This is a genomic window from Pedobacter sp. JCM 36344, from assembly GCF_046546555.1.
Taxonomy (GTDB): domain Bacteria; phylum Bacteroidota; class Bacteroidia; order Sphingobacteriales; family Sphingobacteriaceae; genus Pedobacter.
This window is the reverse complement of record NZ_JBKHKK010000010.1, coordinates 1-19487: the sequence shown is the minus strand read 5'-3', so window position 1 is coordinate 19487 and position 19487 is coordinate 1. Positions and strand designations below refer to the sequence as shown.

Annotated in this window: 15 protein-coding genes, 1 tRNA gene and 1 pseudogene; 16 read left to right on the top strand and 1 reads right to left on the bottom strand. The window is 41.5% G+C overall.

Translation table 11 applies throughout. The features are described from left to right. Positions 1–190: 190 nt before the first annotated feature. The 15 genes and pseudogenes from ACHFIZ_RS11050 to ACHFIZ_RS10980 form a co-directional block, all read left to right on the top strand. Positions 191–1279, top strand: a pseudogene (locus tag ACHFIZ_RS11050) (alpha-L-fucosidase); the annotation flags it as partial. Beyond that, positions 1274–1654, top strand: coding sequence for an alpha-L-fucosidase C-terminal domain-containing protein (locus tag ACHFIZ_RS11045; protein WP_410886029.1), 381 nt, complete (start codon positions 1274–1276; stop codon positions 1652–1654). The pseudogene ACHFIZ_RS11050 and the gene ACHFIZ_RS11045, both read left to right, overlap by 6 nt. 357 nt (positions 1655–2011) lie before the next feature. After that, complete coding sequence (locus ACHFIZ_RS11040; protein WP_410885766.1) at positions 2012–2854, top strand: NAD(P)-dependent oxidoreductase; 843 nt, start codon at positions 2012–2014, stop codon at positions 2852–2854. A 47-nt stretch (positions 2855–2901) separates the two neighbouring features. Continuing rightward, positions 2902–3306: a hypothetical protein gene (locus ACHFIZ_RS11035; protein ID WP_410885764.1), complete on the top strand. Its 405-nt coding sequence runs from the start codon at positions 2902–2904 to the stop codon at positions 3304–3306. Positions 3307–3873: 567 nt separating this feature from the next. Next, entirely contained in the window at positions 3874–5070 is a 1197-nt protein-coding gene (locus tag ACHFIZ_RS11030) for a glycoside hydrolase family 99-like domain-containing protein (protein ID WP_410885763.1), read from the top strand. Between the two features lie 89 nt (positions 5071–5159). Further along, positions 5160–5624 (top strand): hypothetical protein, encoded by a 465-nt coding sequence (locus ACHFIZ_RS11025; protein ID WP_410885761.1) that lies wholly within the window; start codon positions 5160–5162, stop codon positions 5622–5624. A 465-nt stretch (positions 5625–6089) separates the two neighbouring features. Then, a complete protein-coding gene (locus ACHFIZ_RS11020) occupies positions 6090–6413 on the top strand; it encodes a phage holin family protein (protein ID WP_410885759.1) in 324 nt (107 codons plus the stop codon). 107 nt (positions 6414–6520) lie between these two features. Further along, positions 6521–9535 (top strand): SusC/RagA family TonB-linked outer membrane protein, encoded by a 3015-nt coding sequence (locus tag ACHFIZ_RS11015; RefSeq protein ID WP_410885757.1) that lies wholly within the window; start codon positions 6521–6523, stop codon positions 9533–9535. A gap of 18 nt (positions 9536–9553) precedes the next feature. Then, on the top strand, positions 9554–11227 hold the full coding sequence (locus ACHFIZ_RS11010; protein WP_410885755.1) for a RagB/SusD family nutrient uptake outer membrane protein: 1674 nt from the start codon (positions 9554–9556) through the stop codon (positions 11225–11227). Positions 11228–11521: 294 nt separating this feature from the next. Then, a tRNA-Pro gene (locus tag ACHFIZ_RS11005) sits at positions 11522–11595 on the top strand. Between the two features lie 284 nt (positions 11596–11879). Further along, positions 11880–12326: a DUF6934 family protein gene (locus ACHFIZ_RS11000; RefSeq protein WP_410885753.1), complete on the top strand. Its 447-nt coding sequence runs from the start codon at positions 11880–11882 to the stop codon at positions 12324–12326. Positions 12327–12360: 34 nt separating this feature from the next. After that, positions 12361–12531: a hypothetical protein gene (locus ACHFIZ_RS10995; RefSeq protein ID WP_410885751.1), complete on the top strand. Its 171-nt coding sequence runs from the start codon at positions 12361–12363 to the stop codon at positions 12529–12531. Between the two features lie 1352 nt (positions 12532–13883). Continuing rightward, complete coding sequence (locus ACHFIZ_RS10990; RefSeq protein WP_410885749.1) at positions 13884–15443, top strand: hypothetical protein; 1560 nt, start codon at positions 13884–13886, stop codon at positions 15441–15443. Between the two features lie 376 nt (positions 15444–15819). Beyond that, the gene (locus ACHFIZ_RS10985) at positions 15820–16881 is read left to right on the top strand and encodes a nucleoid-associated protein (RefSeq protein ID WP_410885748.1); all 1062 of its coding nucleotides are present in this window, start codon (positions 15820–15822) and stop codon (positions 16879–16881) included. Between the two features lie 3 nt (positions 16882–16884). Further along, on the top strand, positions 16885–18462 hold the full coding sequence (locus ACHFIZ_RS10980; protein ID WP_410885746.1) for a hypothetical protein: 1578 nt from the start codon (positions 16885–16887) through the stop codon (positions 18460–18462). 64 nt (positions 18463–18526) lie between these two features. Here ACHFIZ_RS10980 and ACHFIZ_RS10975 read toward each other — a convergent pair whose 3' ends face one another. After that, positions 18527–18979: a hypothetical protein gene (locus ACHFIZ_RS10975; protein ID WP_410885745.1), complete on the bottom strand. Its 453-nt coding sequence runs from the start codon at positions 18977–18979 to the stop codon at positions 18527–18529. A gap of 317 nt (positions 18980–19296) precedes the next feature. Between ACHFIZ_RS10975 and ACHFIZ_RS10970 the strand changes: the two genes are divergently transcribed. Further along, positions 19297–19487, top strand: a 191-nt coding sequence (locus ACHFIZ_RS10970; protein WP_410885744.1) for a type I restriction-modification system subunit M N-terminal domain-containing protein, incomplete at its 3' end; no start/stop codon positions are given.

The following is a 19487-nucleotide window of genomic DNA, read 5'->3' as shown; positions in this document are numbered from 1 at the left end:
AGGATAACAGATTATATTTAGCTATGTAAAGGAATGAAGATTCCAGAACAGTTACAGCCACTAATTTAACCTATTTGTAAGGAATATTATCCTCCGATGAATGTTAATATATCTTATAAAGTGGTTAATTGTTTTAATGTTCCCGTTGACAAATGTACGTTCTTTGAATAACCACTTATAGACTAAAATTATGAACAGACGAAAGCTATTAAAAGGACTTGCGACGGTATTACCGGCTATGGCTCTTTCCAAAACAATGGCCCGTACCAGTTATTTTTTAGACCCATCAGGGAATAAAGAGTTCGCCAGAGTTCCGTTCGCCCCAACCTGGGACTCCTTGAAAAAGTATGTTGTCCCGCAATGGTATAAAGATGCAAAATTTGGGATTTGGGCACACTGGGGCCCACAATGTCAGCCAGAAAGAGGTGATTGGTATGCCCGAGGAATGTACGAAGAGGGTTCAGACCAGTATAAATATCATATAGAGAAATACGGTCATCCTAGCAAATTTGGTTTTAAAGATGTAATCAATGAATTTAAGGCAGAGAAATGGGATCCTGACTATCTGGTAGGACTTTACAAAAAGGCGGGAGCGGAGTATTTCGTAGCCCTGGCTAACCACCATGATAATTTTGACCTTTACGATAGCAAATATCAAAATGAATGGAACTCCGTAAAGATGGGGCCTAAAAAGGACCTGGTCGGCGGTTGGGCGAAAGCTGCGAAGAAAAACAAATTGCCTTTTGGGGTCAGCGTTCATGCTGCCCGCGCATGGAGCTGGTTAGAAATTGCCCAGCTTTCAGATAAAAAAGGCCCTATGGCTGGTGTTCCATAAGACCTTATCGACAAATATGAACCTGACCTCGTCTATTTCGATGATACAGTATTGCCTTTATGGCCGTTAAGTGATGCAGGTTTGCGAATAGCCGCACATTTATACAACAAAAGTATCAAGAAGAACGGAAAGAATACTGCTGTGGTCAATGGTAAAATTTTGAATGAAGAGCAACGTAAATGTATGGTTTGGGACATTGAACGCGGACAAAGCAACGAAATAGAACCTTACACCTGGCAGACTGATACCTGTATCGGTAGCTGGCATTACGACCGCAGGATTTTTGATAATCACCATTACAAAACAGCAAAGACAGTGATTCATACCCTTGTTGATGTGGTCAGTAAAAACGGAAACCTATTGTTAAATGTTCCAGTTCGTGGCGACGGAACCATAGATTCGGACGAGCTGGCGGTGGTAATCGAGATCGGCGACTGGATGCAGATCAATAAGGAGTCTATTTATGCTACCAGACCATGGAAGATTTTTGGAGAGGGACCAGCGAAAGACAGTGCTGCCCCACTCAGTGCCCAGGGTTTTAATGAAGGTAAGGGAAAGCCATTTGAAGCACAAGACATCCGGTTCAATACTAAGGGTAAGATTTTATATGCTACAGCACTTGGTTGGCCTACCGATGGTAAGATCAATATAAAAAGCCTTGCTAAAGGAAGCGAATTATATCCAAATGCCGTTAAAAGCGTGAAACTATTGGGTGCGATGGGATCAGCGAAGTTTGTTCAAACTTCTGAAGGACTATCTATTACGGTTCCTGGCGAAAAAACAAAGTTGGGCTATGCGTTGGTATTTAAAATCAGTTAGATTTTAAAATGATAGATACGTTCGATGGCTATTGCACCCCTAAGAGGAATTACTGCAAAATATCAGTACAGCTTATCTAAAAGGTGAAGATTTTACAGCAACTATCCCGGCACAGGACGCAGCCGAAAATTCTCAAGGATTTTTGCCCTTTAGAAAACGCCTATTTCCAAATGTAGATGGGATTAAGTTTTATACGCATACAATGAGTTGTGGTGGTGCCAGACAAGATTCTGATCTTTTCAGCGGTGACTGCGGTAGTTCTAAAAGCTGGGGGAACTGTGTTTCTTCCTAAGTTTCCCGGAACAACGGCCAATCTTGATCGGCACCTTTTTTGCGACCTTATAAATAAAAAACATAATGAAAGCATTTCTAGGGATGGGGCTGTTGGGCTCAAATTTTGTAAAAGCCATGTTGAAACAAGGCGAACAGGTTCAAGTTTGGAACAGGACACATTCGAAAGCTATGGCACTCGAAGCAGATGGTGCTAAAGCATTTGAAAACGTAGAGGACGCTGTAAAGGGAGCGGGGGTGATACACCTTACACTTAAGGATGATGCCGCAGTAAACGAGGTGCTCGCTAATGCCAAACCAGGATTGCAAGCAGGTGCAATTATCATCGACCACAGTACCACCTCAGCAGAAGGAGCCATTGCACGTACTAAATCCTGGGAGGAAGCGGGCTTTCAATACGTTCATGCGCCAGTGTTCATGGGGCCAATAAATGCGCTGGAAAGTACCGGCAATATGCTCATTTCTGGCGATCAGGAACTCATTGCTAAGTTAACTCCCGAACTTTTTAAGATTACAGGTAAACTGGTTAATCTGGGAGAGGTAATAGGTAAAGCTGCCGGAATAAAGCTCATAGGAAATCTTTTCTTAATTTCTCTAACCGCGGGATTGGTAGACGCATTGTCGCTCGCAAAGGGATTGGACATTCCATTGACTGATGTCACTGATTTATTTAAGGATTGGAATCCAGCCACGAACCTTACAGGCAGACTAGAGAAAATGGTTGCGGGAAACTTTGATTCTCCTTCCTGGGAGTTATCGATGGCTAGAAAAGATGCCGGACTAATGATGGATGCCGCGAGCAATTCGGAGCAGCAATTAATAACAATTCCAGAGATTGCCAAGGTGATGGATGCCCAGATCGAAAAAGGCAATGGAAATAAAGATTGGATGGTGATCGCAACTAGCTAATGGTATGCGTTTTGCAGGCTGAGACATATCCACCTAACTCTACTTCTATGGAAATCTCTACATTAATGGTTCAAATTTGTCATTTAAAACCTGAGCTTGAAATACTTGCTTTGAGATATACCGCTGATCTGGAAGAGGGTGATGAACTGGTTCAGCAAACATTGATTGCTGCTTTGTATAAGGCGGTAGAGTTTCCAGAAGGATCACAGAGCTTAAAACAATGGTTATCCGGAATGATGAACAAGATCGCTGAGGATAAAGATCGGGTTCATATTAAAGTTCTGCACAATTACTTTGATGATAGCAACCTGGCGAATACAGATGTCGTTCAGGGATGTAAAAAAGCGTTAGAGAGAAGATTAAGACTTTATGAAGATGATCTGAATATTCATTTTTCTGCATTAAATACAGAGCACCAGGTCGGTAATTCAAAAGTAGCAGACAACGTTTAAGCCAAAAAAAGGTAATTAAGGATAGCTTTAACATAGTGTTTTTACGGCTTATGGTAATATTTTAGTTACTTTACTTAGTGTACAAAAAACACTAAGTAAAGTAACGTATATTTGTATCGTTAAGATTACCTAGTAATCTTAACAAAAGGTTTACAATTAATTGTGTGTTTCAATGATCTACAAAATGACAGTTGGTGTCTAGGATCATAAAATTTTGAAATCCAGTTCATGCTGGTTTATATTTGGTTAGAAAAGGGGATGTTTCGTGGATGCGACATCCCTTTTCATTTTCTCCCCTTTTTTATTTTGTTCTCAGATAAACATTCTGGAAGTTTGATTTAAAGACCAGATCTATACCTCCACCGTTTATCTTGCCCTTAATAGTTTCCGTATCTCTACCTGATACGAAAGCATTGATGGTTACATTAGATATACGGTTCGATATACTACCAAGGTTTTTTTGTTTTGCGTTAATATTAAGACCAGTAACGCTCACTACAAAATACTATTTTTACTAAGAAAACTTATATTTGGTAAGCTACCAAGAAACTAGCTGACCAAATTACTATGACCGGAACCAAATACTTTCAATTTCTTTTAATTGCAATTACGGTAATCGCAACCCAGAATACTTTCGCGCAGACTAAATCGACTAAAAAGCCATACGATATTGCTGCTTTTTTATATCCCGCCTATGCTAGTGATGATCCAAGACTAAGACCTTTCTGGCCAAAAGGAAATGGAGAGTGGGAAACAGTGCTCAACATGCAGGATCGTTTCCCAGGGCATTATTGGAACAGAAAGCCACTATGGGGACCGCTAAACGAGGCAGATCCAGCGGTAATGGGAATGCAGATTGATCAGGCGACGAAACATGGGGTAAACGTGTTCATTTTCGACTGGTACTGGTATGACGGTCGGCCGTTCATGGAAACCACGCTGGACAACGGTTTCTTAAAGGCCGACAATTCAAATAAAATGAAATTTTATCTCATGTGGGCGAATCATGATGTGGTGAATACCTGGGATACCCGCCTCAATAAATACAATGAGAACAATGTCATCTGGACCGGTAAAGTAAGCAGAGCAGAGTTTGAGAAAATTTGCAAGCGAAATATTGAGAAGTACTTTAAACTGCCTCAGTATTATAAAATAGATGGTAAACCAGTATTCATGATCTATGATATGCCGCAACTGATTTCAGGATTAGGGGGAGTAGAGGAGGCGGCGGATGCACTAAAATGGTTCAGTGCTGAAACAAAGAAAGCAGGCTTTCCCGGATTAGAATTGCAACTCACCATGTGGAGTATCAATCTAAACTACAGTGGCTTTGATGGCGGTAAGGCGCAAAATCCCGAGAATGCTTTCGTAAAAAAACTAGGATTCAATAGCGCAACACACTACCAGTTCGCGCATTTCACCAACGTAAACGAGGATTACCTTAAAATCTTGGAGAACGTGAAGAAGGAGTGGGCAAGAATAGATACCGCTTTCGACTTCAAATACTATCCGCACATTAGTGTAGGCTGGGACAATAGTCCGCGGACCGGTACCAGTGCGGTCGTACGCAACAACACCCCAGAGAATTTTGAGAAAGGCTTAAGAATGGCGAAAGAATTTGCTGATGCCCATCCAAAGCAAGTGCCTTTGATCACCATCAACAGCTGGAACGAGTGGACGGAAACGAGTTACCTTCAGCCGGATAACGTTTATGGTTATGGCTATTTAAACGCGATAAAAAAAGTGTTTGTTGATAACAAGTAAAGGGTGACCAGAATCAATACAAGAAGTGACAACAATCACATGTCCGTTATTCGTCTTTGATCATATTTGATGTATAAAGAACATGTATTATGAAAACGCTAATTGATTCAACATTGTCCTCGGAACTTCAGGAATTATATCTTGAAAACAAAGAATGGTTATCAGACATCTTATTTCTGGAAGATGAAATGTTCTTTCTAAACAGACTTTTTAAGCGGATATTAGCGGGAGAGGTCCAAAGAGAAAGTCTACCGCAAATAGCGAAGAACAGTGCGGCCTTAAATCTTATTCTGGAAAGACGTAAACTACTTAAGACTGTATTATTATCCCGTAAACGTCAAATTGAACAATTGTTAGCAGGTAGTGCGGTAACTATCGGACTAGAATTGATTGAAGAAGATGCTGCAATTTTAAGGGTGATCAAGTCATTATTGCTTGCTGAAAAAGTGCTTAAAGACGCACTCTTTGCACTGGTTAAAAGACAGAATCTTCTTAAGCAACGGGTCAACAATGCCGGCCCTCTCAAAAAGGCGCATCGCTATCCCATCTATTAGTCGCGTTTCATTGGTCAATGCGATCCATGCAATTAGCAACGAATAAAAACTATTTTTAATTCAGAAATACACGAAGCGACAGCAAGGAATTCTTACGTTTTGTGTAAAAGTCATTGATTTTGCTTTCGCATCTGCAAAATAAATTAAGTGGAGCATTTTGAATGTTGATAATTCCTTATGTACATTGCGTATCGGAAACAAGGCGGTACCGATCCCATTTGTGTTAGCATTGCGCGCTTTCAAATATGTGCTTTAGACAACTGTGAACGGCATAGCTGGTTTATTACTGGTTTACCCAGCTAGGTCTTTTGTTCGTGTCTGCTTCGTGTTAGCTATGTGTCTGCTTCGGGTACACCCGAAGGAAACACATAGCTAACACCTAGTTTAGAGCAATGTGAAAACCACTTGAGTAAACCCCTTATCAACTACAATATTTTACGAGAAACGCTTTAAAAGAACTTAATTATGAATTTTATTCTACAACTGTTACTTAATGCCGGGATCATCTTGGGGATGACCTACATTCTACCAACGGTGAAGATCAAAAACTTTACTACCGCGATCCTTGTGGCCCTGGTAATTGGAATCCTAAATGTGACTGTAGGCTTTCTATTGAGATTTCCATTGAATATTGTTACGCTTGGACTGCTTTCATTTGTGATCAGGTTGGTGGTAACTGCGCTGATGATTAAACTTGCGGATATTCTGTTCGCTGATTTCGAGATTAAAGGCTTTTTGCCCGCTGTAATTATTGCGGTTGTGATGGCAGTAGTGGGAAGCGTGATTTAACAAAACTTTCTTTCATAGTTAACACATCGGTGTCCTTCGTGTAACATGGTGTTAATATTCGTTTGCTTTTTTTGCGACGAATATTATTACCAAACAAATCACGAACTATGAGTAAAATCTACATTTATTATTTCAAGCATTGTCTGAAATTATTTTCCCTGGCGTTAATAGTTAGCTGTTGTGTTTTAAGTCCGCAATATACATTTGCAACAAACATTCCGTCGAAAATTGTTAAGCAAAAAACAATTACCGGCATTGTCTTAGATGCCGAAGATAAAAAGCCCTTGCCTGGAGCAGGTATATCGGTTAAAGGTGGTTCACAGGCGGTAGTCTCTGATCAAAATGGCGCTTTTACCATTACTGTTCCTGATGATAACGCAGTCCTTGTGTTTAAGTATATCGGCTATGTAAATCAAGAAATCTTGGTTGGCAGCAGGACCCGGATAGAAGTAAGTCTCGAGCCCAGCGCTTCCAGCTTATCTCAGGTAGTGGTAGTTGGCTACGGTTCTCAGAACAAAAGAGATGTAACCGGATCTGTAAAATCGTTAAAAAGTGACGACTTCAACCAAGGGATCATTAACACCCCACAGCAATTGTTGCAAGGAAAAGTGTCAGGTGTAAACGTAACCTCTGCTAGCGGCGAGCCTGGAGGCATTACCGGGATAAACGTTAGGGGGCCTGGTGGAGTAAGATCTGGCAGTTCACCACTATTTGTGGTAGACGGATTGCCGTTGGACAATTCAGGTACTGGCGGCGGTGACCCATTGAACTTTCTCAATCCACAAGACATCGAATCAATCGACGTGCTAAAAGACGCATCTGCAACCGCCATTTATGGTTCCAGAGGAGCAAATGGAGTAATCATTGTTACTACGAAAAAAGGTAAGGCAGGTGTTTCAACACTTGGTGCTGTTGTCAGCTATGGAGTTTCTGAACTGGCCAGAGCTTTACCGGTTTTAACGGCAGATGAGTTCCGTACGGAAGTACCGAAAGCAGGAGGTACTCTTGACGATAAAGGCGGTTCTACCGATTGGCAAAAAGAGATCACCCGAATTGCCAAAACTCAGAATTACAATCTAAACATGAGCGGCGGATCAGATAAACTGACTTATTTCTCTTCGCTAGGCATTCAAAAGCAACAAGGTATCATCAAGAGAAATGACCTCGACCGGTATTCAGGAAGATTCAATGCTACCCAGAAATACTTAGAAGATAGATTGGTGATCGACCTTAATCTAACTGCTGCCAATACAAAACAGCAGCGCCCGCCAATTACGAGTATCATAGGCGATGCGCTTGTGAATAACCCGACTTATCCTGCGAGGGATGAAAAGGGCAATCCGGCAGCTTATCAAAACATTGGAAACCCATTATTATCCTTTGATCTGGATAAAGAAATCACGACTACAAACCGCGTGTTAGGTAGCATTTCACCTTCCTTTAAGATCATTGAAGGATTGGTGTTCAAGATGAATGTAGGAGTTGATAATTCTACGGCTACAAGAGATGTAGAAAACTTGCCTAATGCAGTTCCTTTCCGCGATGGAAGGTTAGAAACTTTCTATAACATCAACAGAAATACGCTGATTGAAAACTATCTGACCTATAACTGGAGCAGCACGGTGCATAGTTTAACTGCATTGGCTGGTCACTCTTATCAGAAGATCTTTGTACAACAAAGAAGTAATAGCATCAACAGATTTGTAGTCGGCGGTAGCGATCCGATCTATAACCCAGGCGTTGGTCAGGATCTGACCTTAGGTAATAACCGTCCCGGGGGATTTGCGTTTATCAATGAGTTACAATCCTTCTTCGGAAGAGTAACCTATCAGTACAATAACAAATATTTGTTTACTGCTAATTTCAGGGCCGATGGATCTTCGAAGTTTGGAGCGAACAACAGATATGGTTACTTCCCATCATTCTCTGCGGGATGGAACATTGCGGAAGAAGATTTCATGAAGAACTCGATATTCAGCACGTTAAAACTAAGAGGAGGGTATGGAGTTACGGGTAACCAGGAAATCCCACCAAAAATTACACAGGCTTTGTTTAGATTGGATGCTTCTGCCAGTTATCCGCTTAACCCAACCGGAACATATCCGGCAGGAACAACCTATGCCCGTTTGCCGAACCCAGATATCCAATGGGAATCGTCGAAACAAACAGATATAGGTTTAGACTTCGGATTATTTCAAGGAGCACTTACAGGAACGGTAGATGCGTTCAATAAGGTGTCGGACAATATTCTACTGCAAGTGATTCCGGCAGATCCGGTTCAACCAGCACAAGAAGTATGGTCGAACGTAAAAGACATGACCATCACCAATAAGGGGATAGAATTCGAATTGGATTACAGACACACCGCAGAAAACGGCATCACGTATAATGTTGGTGGTAATTTAACCTATCTGAAGAACAAAGTGAAGAATTCACCCTATTCGGTGATCCCTTCGGGCTCGGTTTCGGGAGCAGGTATTACTTCCTCTACAATTAATGGATACATCAATGATCAACCGGTAGGAACGTTCTTTTTAAAGGAATTCACTGGTTTTGATGCGGCAGGAATGAGCACATACCGTGATTTAGATGGCGATGGATTGATCACTGATAAAGACAGGATCTCGGCAGGTACGGCGATACCAAATACCCTCTATGGATTTTATGGAAGTGTTGCTTTGAAAGGCTTTGATTTGAGTGTAAACTTTAATGGAGTAGCTGGTAACAAGATCTATGACTATACGCAGAATGTGAGTTTCTCTAAATTGAGATTGGCGAAAAACACGAATACCACATTTGAAGCTATTAAAGATGCGAATGAGTCGCTGAACAATGCAACTCCGGTGACGACAAGATACCTTAAAAATGGCGCTTTCTTGAGATTGAACAATGCTTCATTAGGCTATACTTTCAATACCAAAGATCTGGGAATCAACAAATGGTTTTCAAACATCCGTTTATCTGTGACTGGTCAGAATCTATTTGTTGTGACTGATTATACAGGTTACGATCCAGAGATAAATGCTGATAGAGCGATTAATGGAGTGTCTTCTTACGGAATTGACTTCTTAAGCTATCCGAAAGCAAGGACAGTAATATTCGGTTTAAATTTCTCATTGTAATACGATTAATTCATAAGTATGAAAAATAAAATATTTACGCTGCTATTGGCTTTTATATGCTTAACAGCAAGTTACAGTTGTTCAAAACTGGAAGAAAAGGTATTGGACGAAGCTTCAGTTGCCGGGCTTAATGACAAACAAAAAGCGGAAGGAATACTTGCGCCGGTGTATGCTAAATTGGAAGACGTCTTTACCCACACCAATTACTTCGCGTTACAGGAGATCTCGACAGATGAGGCGATCCTGCCTTTCCGCGGGGGAACAGATTGGGGAGATAACGGTATCTACCTACAATTGCATCAGCATGAAAATATCAGTTCCGATGCTAACGTTAGGAACACCTGGAATAATATCCTGATAGGATTATCAAGAAGTGTGACGGCTATTAATGCGCTTCCGACTAATCCAGATGCGAGTGCTAAACTTTTCGCGGCAGAAGCAAGAGGTATGAGAGCCTATTACAACATGCTATTGTTAGACCTTTATGGGTTGGCATTTGTGAAGGATGATGCTAGTGAAACGTCGAAGATCTTAAGAGGTAATGAGGCTACCGAGTATATCAAGTCTGAGTTACTAGCGGTAGAGCCTATTGTGGAGACGAATACTGGTCCGGGTAGAATAACCAAAGGAGCCGTATGGGGATTGCTTGCAAGACTATATATGAATGCAGCGGTATATAGAAATATCTATGCACCGACCATAACGTTTACTAACGATGATATGGATAAGGCGATAGAATATTGTAATAAGATCATTAGTTCTGGTCAGTACAATTTGTCTAACGATTACTTCTCGTTATTTAACGATAACAACCATACGAACAAAGAATTGATTTTCGCGGTAGATCAAAGGGCTGATTTGAACGGGCATAACCGTTTAGGATACTTCTCTTTATCGGGCGATCAATTTCCGATCCCTGCCTATCCAGGTGCAAATGGAACAGATGGTCCGGCTATTACTTCAGACTTCTACAGAACATGGGTAACTGCGAATGGAGCGGTAGATCCTGCTGATGCAGATCCACGTTTCTTTAAGCAAAACCTGGCTTCGGCAACTGGCTGTGTGGATGCTGCTGCATTTAACACTAACCGGGGGATCTTACGTGGACAACAATACGGTTTGATCAGACAGAACGGAGTCTTTTTGAAGTGTCCGGATGGAAAGATGCAAGTAGACAAGCTTTTCTATGTGACGCGTAGCAAGCCTACATTGCCAGTTGACTTCACGGAGACAGTAGATTATACAGTTGCTGGAAGTAACTACAATACAGGATATCGTGTTTCAAAATATGAGTTTAGTAAAACTTCAGTGAGTGGAAGGAATTTCGGAGAGCATGATATTATTATCTTGCGTTTAGCAGATATTTATTTGATGCGTGCAGAAGCGAAGCTAAGGAAAGGCGATGCAAGTGCTTTAGCAGACGTTAACTTCGTTAGAGCTGCTAGAACGGTGACAACTCCTGCGGCACCATTAACTTCTATCACATTAGATCTTTTATTTAGAGAAAGAGGATTTGAGTTTTATTGGGAGATGTTAAGACGTTCAGATATGATCCGTTTCGGAAAGTATGAAGGGGTTTGGACCGAGAAAAAGAACTCGGATGTGAGGAAGAGACTTTTCCCGATACCGCAGACTGCGATAGATGGAGGTTCGAACATACCGGGATATTTGGTGCAGAACCCAGGGTATTAAATAATCTTATTGCCTTGTCTAGCTCGGGATTCGTTCCTGGGCTGGGCATTGTCTTTTACGGAAGGATGGTATTTGTGAAAAAGTTTGTCTGAGGATCAGTCTGTTGCCTTTTAGCTGCAAAAATTCTTTAATTAGTGCTTGCAGAGTTGTTAAATATTCCTAGTTTTGCGCTCAGTATTAAAGGATGTCAGCAGGATTGCAAAAGATATTCCTTAATTAAAAAGTTAGCTTTTATTCAGTTAAAAATTAGCTTTGCGATCCCTTCGCAAGATGGAATTAAAGAAGATACCAGTTCGGGGTGTAGCGTAGCCCGGTATCGCGCCTGCTTTGGGAGCAGGAGGTCGTAGGTTCGAATCCTGCCACCCCGACTTAAGAGGACAAAGTGAATTCAGTTTCATTTTGTCCTTTTTCATTTCCTCGTAACTCACCGTCTTTATCCTAAGGGTTCAGAGATATCAAATCCATGAATATTGTTAAAATCGATAAGTTAATAGCCAACTCGCAAAATATTTTTTTGAGAAAATATATACTAAAGAGTTATTGTAAGTGAGGATAGACAACCATTAAAGCTGGACTACTCTAATTCATCTATGCATAAAAAGGGACAATTTAATTTTCCTAACTTGTTGCTCAAACACGACTGATTTTAAAAATGAATATAGAACAGTACCAATTTTACACCAATGATAACTTTCTAGATTTTGAGTTTGAAAGCGATGGGCCCAACGGTAGAATAAAGAAGGTGGTAAGGTTTAGTCCTAATAACTCAAATGGCATCACCTATTTTAATCTGGGTTTTGGTGACCTGAATATTGAGACAGGCCAGATTGATGACCTCTCAAAGTCAAATAATAATGACAGGGACAAAATTCTTGCGACAGTAGCTGCGACTGTCCTTGTTTTTACCGACCATTTTCCTGATGTCATGGTTTATGCACAGGGAAGCACGCCATCAAGAACGAGACTTTATCAAATGGGTATTACGACCAATTGGGAGGAAATAAATCCATTATTAGATGTTTATGGTTTTACCAAGGGAAAGTGGGAGTTATTTGAGAAAGACACCAGCTACGAAGCGTTTTTGGTAATTCGTAAATAAAATTTAAATTTGTATTATTATAAAGGAGGTAGTCATGGCAAACACAATCAATAAAGCATCTAAAAGTAAACTACAGGTTGATAATAATGTTAAAGACTATGGAAATCAGCCTTTTTTCATAAACAAAGCCAATCAGTCTAAAGCATTTTTGGATAAACATGGTTTTCCGAAAGATCTGCGGAAGAAAAAAGGAATCAATATTTAAAGCCTGCGAAGTTTAGTAACCGACAAAAGCCACCATTCGGATGGCTTTTGCAAAATTCCATAATCTGCAATTACTCCGGATGAAATGAGAAGGGGATCAGGGGTATGCACACTTGTTCAGCACTCAAGAAGATATAATCTATATTCCAACAATGATTAGGGGTTATCTACTGCGATACTCCTTGTCGCGCAGCGTTTCAATTGTTAAAGATGAAATTATTCGATAGAGGTACAAAAGCGAAAAGCTCTCAAAAAAATTACCTTAGCGGATATCAAACACAATTTTAATGGGAGTATGATCAGCAACTTCATTAGTGTAACTTCTCTTTGACTGTTTCCAACCCATAACATGCCGTTACCCCGCCAAAATTTGCTAAATTTAATGCCTGGGAGTATTTAATGGCAATCAAACCACTTGCGAAAGAAAAAGAAGTTTAGCATGCATCGGACCCTTTAAATTGATCATTTAATAAAGCTCCTGGACCATGAATATTGGGTTCCCAACGCAACAAAGTTGCGCTAGCGGATAGTGTATTATTTTCAAGGGTCTCATCAGCATTAGTGACACTGTATCCCTGCGTTAAATCGGTACCGGACATTTCAAAGTTAAATATTCAATATATTAGTCTGATAATTAGCAATTTAATTATAATCAGCTTCAAAGAAAATTTTTAATCCTTTTTATTTTACCCGGCCCGTTAGGAATCATAAATTAGAATCTTTGATAACATTTAATGTAGTCATATCTGTTTAGGCAGCACTAAAGCGGCCAATAACCTCAAATCATGAAGAAAAAGGTTCGAATATGTATAGCGGGGCGACTTGTTTTTCCAACTGACTAATATTTCGGCTATAATTATGGATCTACCGTGCCATAATTTTGCACTAAATGTTCTCCCATACTGAAAGAATATGGGATCATCGACCATATGCGGCCGTTTCGCCAGGGGAGGAGCAAGTAACGCAACCAGTTACAGACGTTGAAACCAAGCAATCAAAAAGTGTCGCCAAACTTATTGTTCCTATGTGTTGTCCCTGCTCATTTCCGGAAATGAGTTTTAAGAGAGGGATCCGAAATAATTAATTGTTTTCGGGAGTCTCCTTAATGGAAGTAAAAGCTTGTATGTAATAGGTAGTTAGGTGCAGTTTGTATTCCGATTCTTTCTTGAAAGCCTTATCTTAGAAGCTTATTATTGTTTACGCTTTTACATCCATTAAATGAGAGAGAATAAAATTTGCGGCCTGAATTTGTCTGAGGAAACAGTTGGTTATCTGAAGCGTGAGGGCATTGATGTTTATCCAGGTAGTCTTGGAAAACAGGTGCGCATGAAATATTCGCAGTATATACAAAGTTTGCGTGTTAACACGCAGGCCGATGTACCTAGGAATCTTCACGAGTATGGTAAGATCATTTTGGATTTGACAACTGATTCGGTGGTGGATTACAGGTCTGAAGATCACGGCAGACGGGATCTTAAATCTCACCGGGGGAATTATATTGAATGTCACAATCCTCAGGGTTTGTTTGACCCGACTGCCTTGATACTTGGCTTGCTGCAAGGGGATTTAGTCAATGCATTGCACCAGGGGGCAATGCTGGTGGTTTTTTGCAGCAAAAATGAAACAATTGAGTATCATTTCAGCGGTGAGAGTGATTCAAATTCCAAGCACAACACGTACTCATTTTTACCTGACTTTCCAAGGATCGACAATCGTCAGGGAGAGATTTTGAAGGCCGAGAAAGGGAAGAGCGAGATTTATAATCTGATGAGAAAGTATTCGGCGGGCGCGAAATATCACGTGACGTTTAGTTTGCCGCAGACTTATATCGATGGTAAACCAAAGCTCGAAAAAAATTATTTTCCGCTAATGTTCTCTCACGACGATGAAGTGGTTAGCTTTTGCATTCTGGACGGAAAGTCAGGAATCTTCTTTTTTCCGGATATTGAGGACAAAGGGGCTTTTTTGAAAGAATTTTTCTTACAGGCTGCTCCTGAGCTATTGCCGGCCCTTTTTCCGGATGAAGCAAAAGGAAAATGGCTGGAAGATAAGCGTTACAGTATGCCTAACCAAGAAAGATTGGAAACGGAGCGAAAGGAAATTGTAGCTGGGTTTGAGGCGAAACTTAATGAAAAAGATGCTGAGATTGAGCAGAACAGCCAGGATTTTAGTTTTTTGAAAGACCTGTTAACCGGGACGGATAAGGTACTTGTGGAGGCTGTGATCAAGTTTCTTCACTGGCTGGGCTTTGATTCTGCTATCGACGCTGATACGCTCGAATCAGAGTCGGGTGTACTGGAGGAGGACATTCAGATCGAGACCGAAAAAGGTTTGATCATCATTGAGGTGAAAGGTATTGGCGGGACCTCAACAGATTCGGAATGCGGCCAGATTGGAAAGGTGCGTTTTCGCAGGGCGAAACAACGCGGCACCTTTGACGTATTCCCACTATATATAGTGAACCATCAGCGTCATTTACCGGCTGCCGTGCGCAAGAATCCCCCCTTTAATGCCAATCAGATCAGTGATGCGGAAAACGATGACAGGGGTTTGCTGACGACCTGGCAACTGTTTAATCTGTTTGCGCTGGTGGAAAGGGGCATTATCACTAATGAAGCGGGCCGTGAATGTTTTTACCAGAAGGGTTACATTGATTTCATCCCCAAAACTAAAAAGCTGCTGGGAGTGCCTAAAGAGCATTTTAGAAACAACACGGTGGTCATCCTGGATTTAAAAGATGAGCCTAGGGTGAAAGCAGGTGATCAGCTAATTGTGGCGTGTGAGGACGAAGTTAAGCAAGTTAAAGTCCTGTCCGTTCAGTTTGATGATCAGGAGGTTTTGGAAAGTGCTGCCGGAGAGGTTGGTCTGATGTTGGATACCCCGGTTAGTAAGGGCTCGGTATCGTATGTTTAGGATGATCTGTTTGTCAGCGCTTCGCTTTTTAATATCTTTATGAAGTAGAAACTTATTTTGGCGATGGGCAGATCTGATGACATGTTATCTTTCTTAAAAGATAAGTTTTATTCCGGCCGTTTGTGTTGGCGGCGGCTTGGAAAAGATCGCCATAACCTTCGTTTTTTGTCTTCTTCTCGTTGTTTTGTCTAGCCTGTTTTCTGTTGGCTTCTTGCCGGTTGATTTTAAATGTGGTACCTGTCAGGTGCTAACTGTTCTCTTTCAACTGGTTTATACTGAGTGTCTTTAGGCTTGTCGACGCAAAAACTTACGAGTAAATATTTTTTTTGGATTTGCCTAGCGATTTGATACCTTGGCTGACCAAACTATAAAATCTATGGCCAAAGAAAGCGTTCTTACCCGGGCAGAAAAGGACTCTTTTCAGATCGAGAAATTCATTTTTCACATCATTTTCAGAGATGATTTCAAACCGGAGTACCTTGATGAGGTGACCTTAAACGATTCCCAGGAAGACTTTTTTAAGGCTCGTTTTGCAGAGATCTCTGAGGGTACGCAGTTCATCTTTCCGGAAAAGGCGACAGCGTCATTGTATATGCAATGTGCAGACATTGTAGCGGATGCGGATGCCAATTTTATTGAAACTTCCAAACGAATCACCCATGATTTTTTAAAGCTGCATAGCGGCACAACTACAGACGGGGTGTTCATTACCGCGCTGGTGAAGGTGAACGGGTCGCACAGCCTGATTTTTTTATTAAAGCTCGATCACATTAAGGTTTACCAGTATAAGGTGAGTAAAAGCAAGGCTTTGCTTAAGGAGATCAAGGATACTTTTTCCGAGGATAAGCGGGCCATCCAGAAGGCGGCGATCATTGATGTGTCTGATCATTACGTTTGGGACGTTTTGGCGAAGGACCGTTCCGCGGCAGGGTCCGAAAGCGGTGTGACCGATTATTTCAAAAAATTTCTGGATGTGTCTGAACTGGCGACACCGTCAAAGCTGACCGAGCTGGCGCTGAGGCTGGCCAGCAAATGGGCTAAGGAAAATGTGAGGGATTTGGATCCGGGTCAGGAGCCTTCTACGTACAAAAGCAGGGCGATCGCTTACCTTAATTCGGCGGATAAATTTGATTCTGAGGAATTCATCAAGGCTATTGTCTATGATGTGGATCCGGTGAGAAGAGCAGCTTTGCAGGATTCCCTGAAAGCGCTGATGGATGAGCTCGGTCTTACCGGTCAGGAGTTTCGTCCCAATCCGGGTTCGCTTAAAAAAGCGCAGACCAAGAATGTTCGGGAAACCGCGGAGCACGTGAAGATTGAGTGGGAAGGGGAAGCTGAGGAGTCCAATATCTTTATTCCAAACGCGCCTGATGAGGAAGGTTACTATAACATTACGATCAGGACCACAAGAATCACGAACTTAGACCGTTCAAAATAAACCATGACTACCTACCTTGACTTACTTGCGCTTCTGAAGGAGATGTCCGGACAGGCTTCGTTTGTCGAGGAGAACTGGGGGCACCTGAAGCTTTCGGGTGGTGCTTTTCCGGATCTGCTGGTCAGGTATAATGAGCTGAAGGGTAAGTTTGTGCCCCTGGGTTTTCACAATCTATTAAGTTTGACGCTAAACGGAACTGCAGTTGCGGCTGAGGACCTGGAACTGTATGAGCATAGCGTGGTGAGCAGCTGGACGCTTGATCTGAACAAGTTGCCTATGATCAGTAAAAAGGATGTGGATGGCTGGCACTACAATTTGTTTTTGAAGAAGCAGCATTTTCAGGATTGGTTGTCGGGCGGTAACCTGCTGACCAAAAAACACCCCTTTAATGTGCTGAAGTCTATCAGGGTGCTGATCGATGACCTTACCGGGGCTTTTGGCGGGGAAATGTTGCAGTTTCTGAGTCCGTCACAACTGGTGCTGCCAGCTTTAACGGTCAGGGAACAGGCAGTCCGTTCTGGGTTGAAGCTTCCCGGCAGCCAGGCTTTGCGGGAGTATACACATTTCATTACGATGGAGGAGATTGAGGTGAATCCTGCAGTATTTTTGGTATTTGGCCCGGGGCCGGTAAAGATGAAGGAAATTTTGATGTATAAAGCCTGTCAAGTCTTGTCGTTGTATTTGCTGAATGAGTACTATGAAAATGATAAGGTCGTGATTGACGGGATCAAGCGGGTGGTGCTGAAGCTGGACGATGGTTCGGCGAAGGTGACTGAGCAGTTTTATTTTGAGTTGCTTTCCCTTGTAAGTTGGGTGTATGAGGACAGGGTAAGTGTGCGGCGCAAGTTGTTCAACGAGCGGCTGAGCCTGGACAGGGATGAGCAGGATTGTTTGCTAGTGGCCTTGACCAAGAACATTACCGGGGCTTCGGCCCAGGCCAAAGAGCGATATAATTTTGTGATTACTGATCGTCAGGATGCGTATGTTAAGGAGCTGAAGGAACTGTTGAAGGATATCCGCACGCAATCAGAGTTGTATTCGGTGAAGATCAGGACTTTGCTTTCTAATTTTTTACGTGATTTACTGGCTGCGATTGTGCTGGTGGGTTTTACGCTATTCACAAAGTTTACTGATAATGAGAAGCTGGTGAACCAGGACCTGCTGAAGTATGTGTTTTATGGGCTGGCAGTATATTACCTGCTTTCAATTCTTATGCAGAGCATTGTTGATATAGTGGATATTTCGGTATCTAAAAAGGAGATCCTTTATTGGAAGAATGCGACTAAGGAGCAACTCCCCGAAAAGGAGTTTAAAGACCATATTGATAAATCACTAAAGGGTAGAAGGACTTCGCTGAGAATCATTTATCCGATTGTGGCATTGTGCTACCTGGGGATTGCTTTGGCTTGTTTAAAGTACACTTGGGTATTCAAGGATTTAATGAAGCGTGAGGCCGCAAAGAAGGCGGTGGTGGTTGGTGTTCCGATACCTGTTTTGGTTCCTGCTGTTGGTTCTATACCTGGCATTGATAGCCTTTCTGTGGCAGATTCTTTGAGAATGCCTGTTCCCGTACGGCGTTAAACAGGGCATTCAGTGAGGAGTTCGGACATATTCTGACTTGCCAATTTTCAATGATGCTGGCCAATCATGTAGTGTCAAAGTGGCCATTTAAAATATTAACGTCTAACTGGATTTTTTCCATATGGCGTGTCAGGTGGTCAGGATGAGATTGTGTCTGGTTTTTGCTTACAGGATCGGTGGCATGTATTGTTTTTTTTCCTTCTTTTCGATGTTTTAGTTTCTTATGAGTTCCAGTCAATTGTTCCGTCAGGACTGATGTTTTCTGTTTCGCTAACGTATAAGCATCGGCCAGGGTGATCTTTTCTGGATTGATGGCGTTTGTAGAGGCCTCGTCATACTTTGAACTTCTAATACGGAATTCGATTACTTTCTTCAAGCGTAGCCGTACGTTAAAATCCACTGAGCCTGCAAACCCCAAGAAATACAAGGAGTGACCCAGGTAACGCAAGTATTTAAAGTATTTAATTTTGTCCTTAACTTTTTTCATAAATTTTGCTGCGTTCGAACCTTGTGACATACTGGTTGACTTCGAATACGATAATCACAATTACTAGAATCTTGCTTTAGTTTATTAATATTTAGTTTTAAAAAATTGTATAACTACTTAAAACAACTGATCGAAATGAGCACTCTCAACTAAAGGTCTTTACTATGTACGCAATATGTGTCGTTCGAAATAGGTGTAAGAAAGTTTATTGTTAGTTTTTTTATGGATTTAGATTTTATCTTTGAGACGTGAATATTGCTATTAACTATGAGTTATAGACAGCAATTCTTGCGTTTATCTTGTTTAAATATGAGAGTCAAAATTCTCATAAAAAGGATAAGTAGCACATGATATTTCAAAATGATATGAAAAACTTTAAGGATACTGCCACTTTTATCTGGTCAATTGCCGACTTGTTGCGTGGCGATTATAAGCAAAGCGACTATGGGAAAGTGATTTTACCTCTGACCGTCTTACGTCGACTCGATTGCGTTTTACATGCTACCAAAGTTGATGTGCTCAAAAAGCACGAACAAGC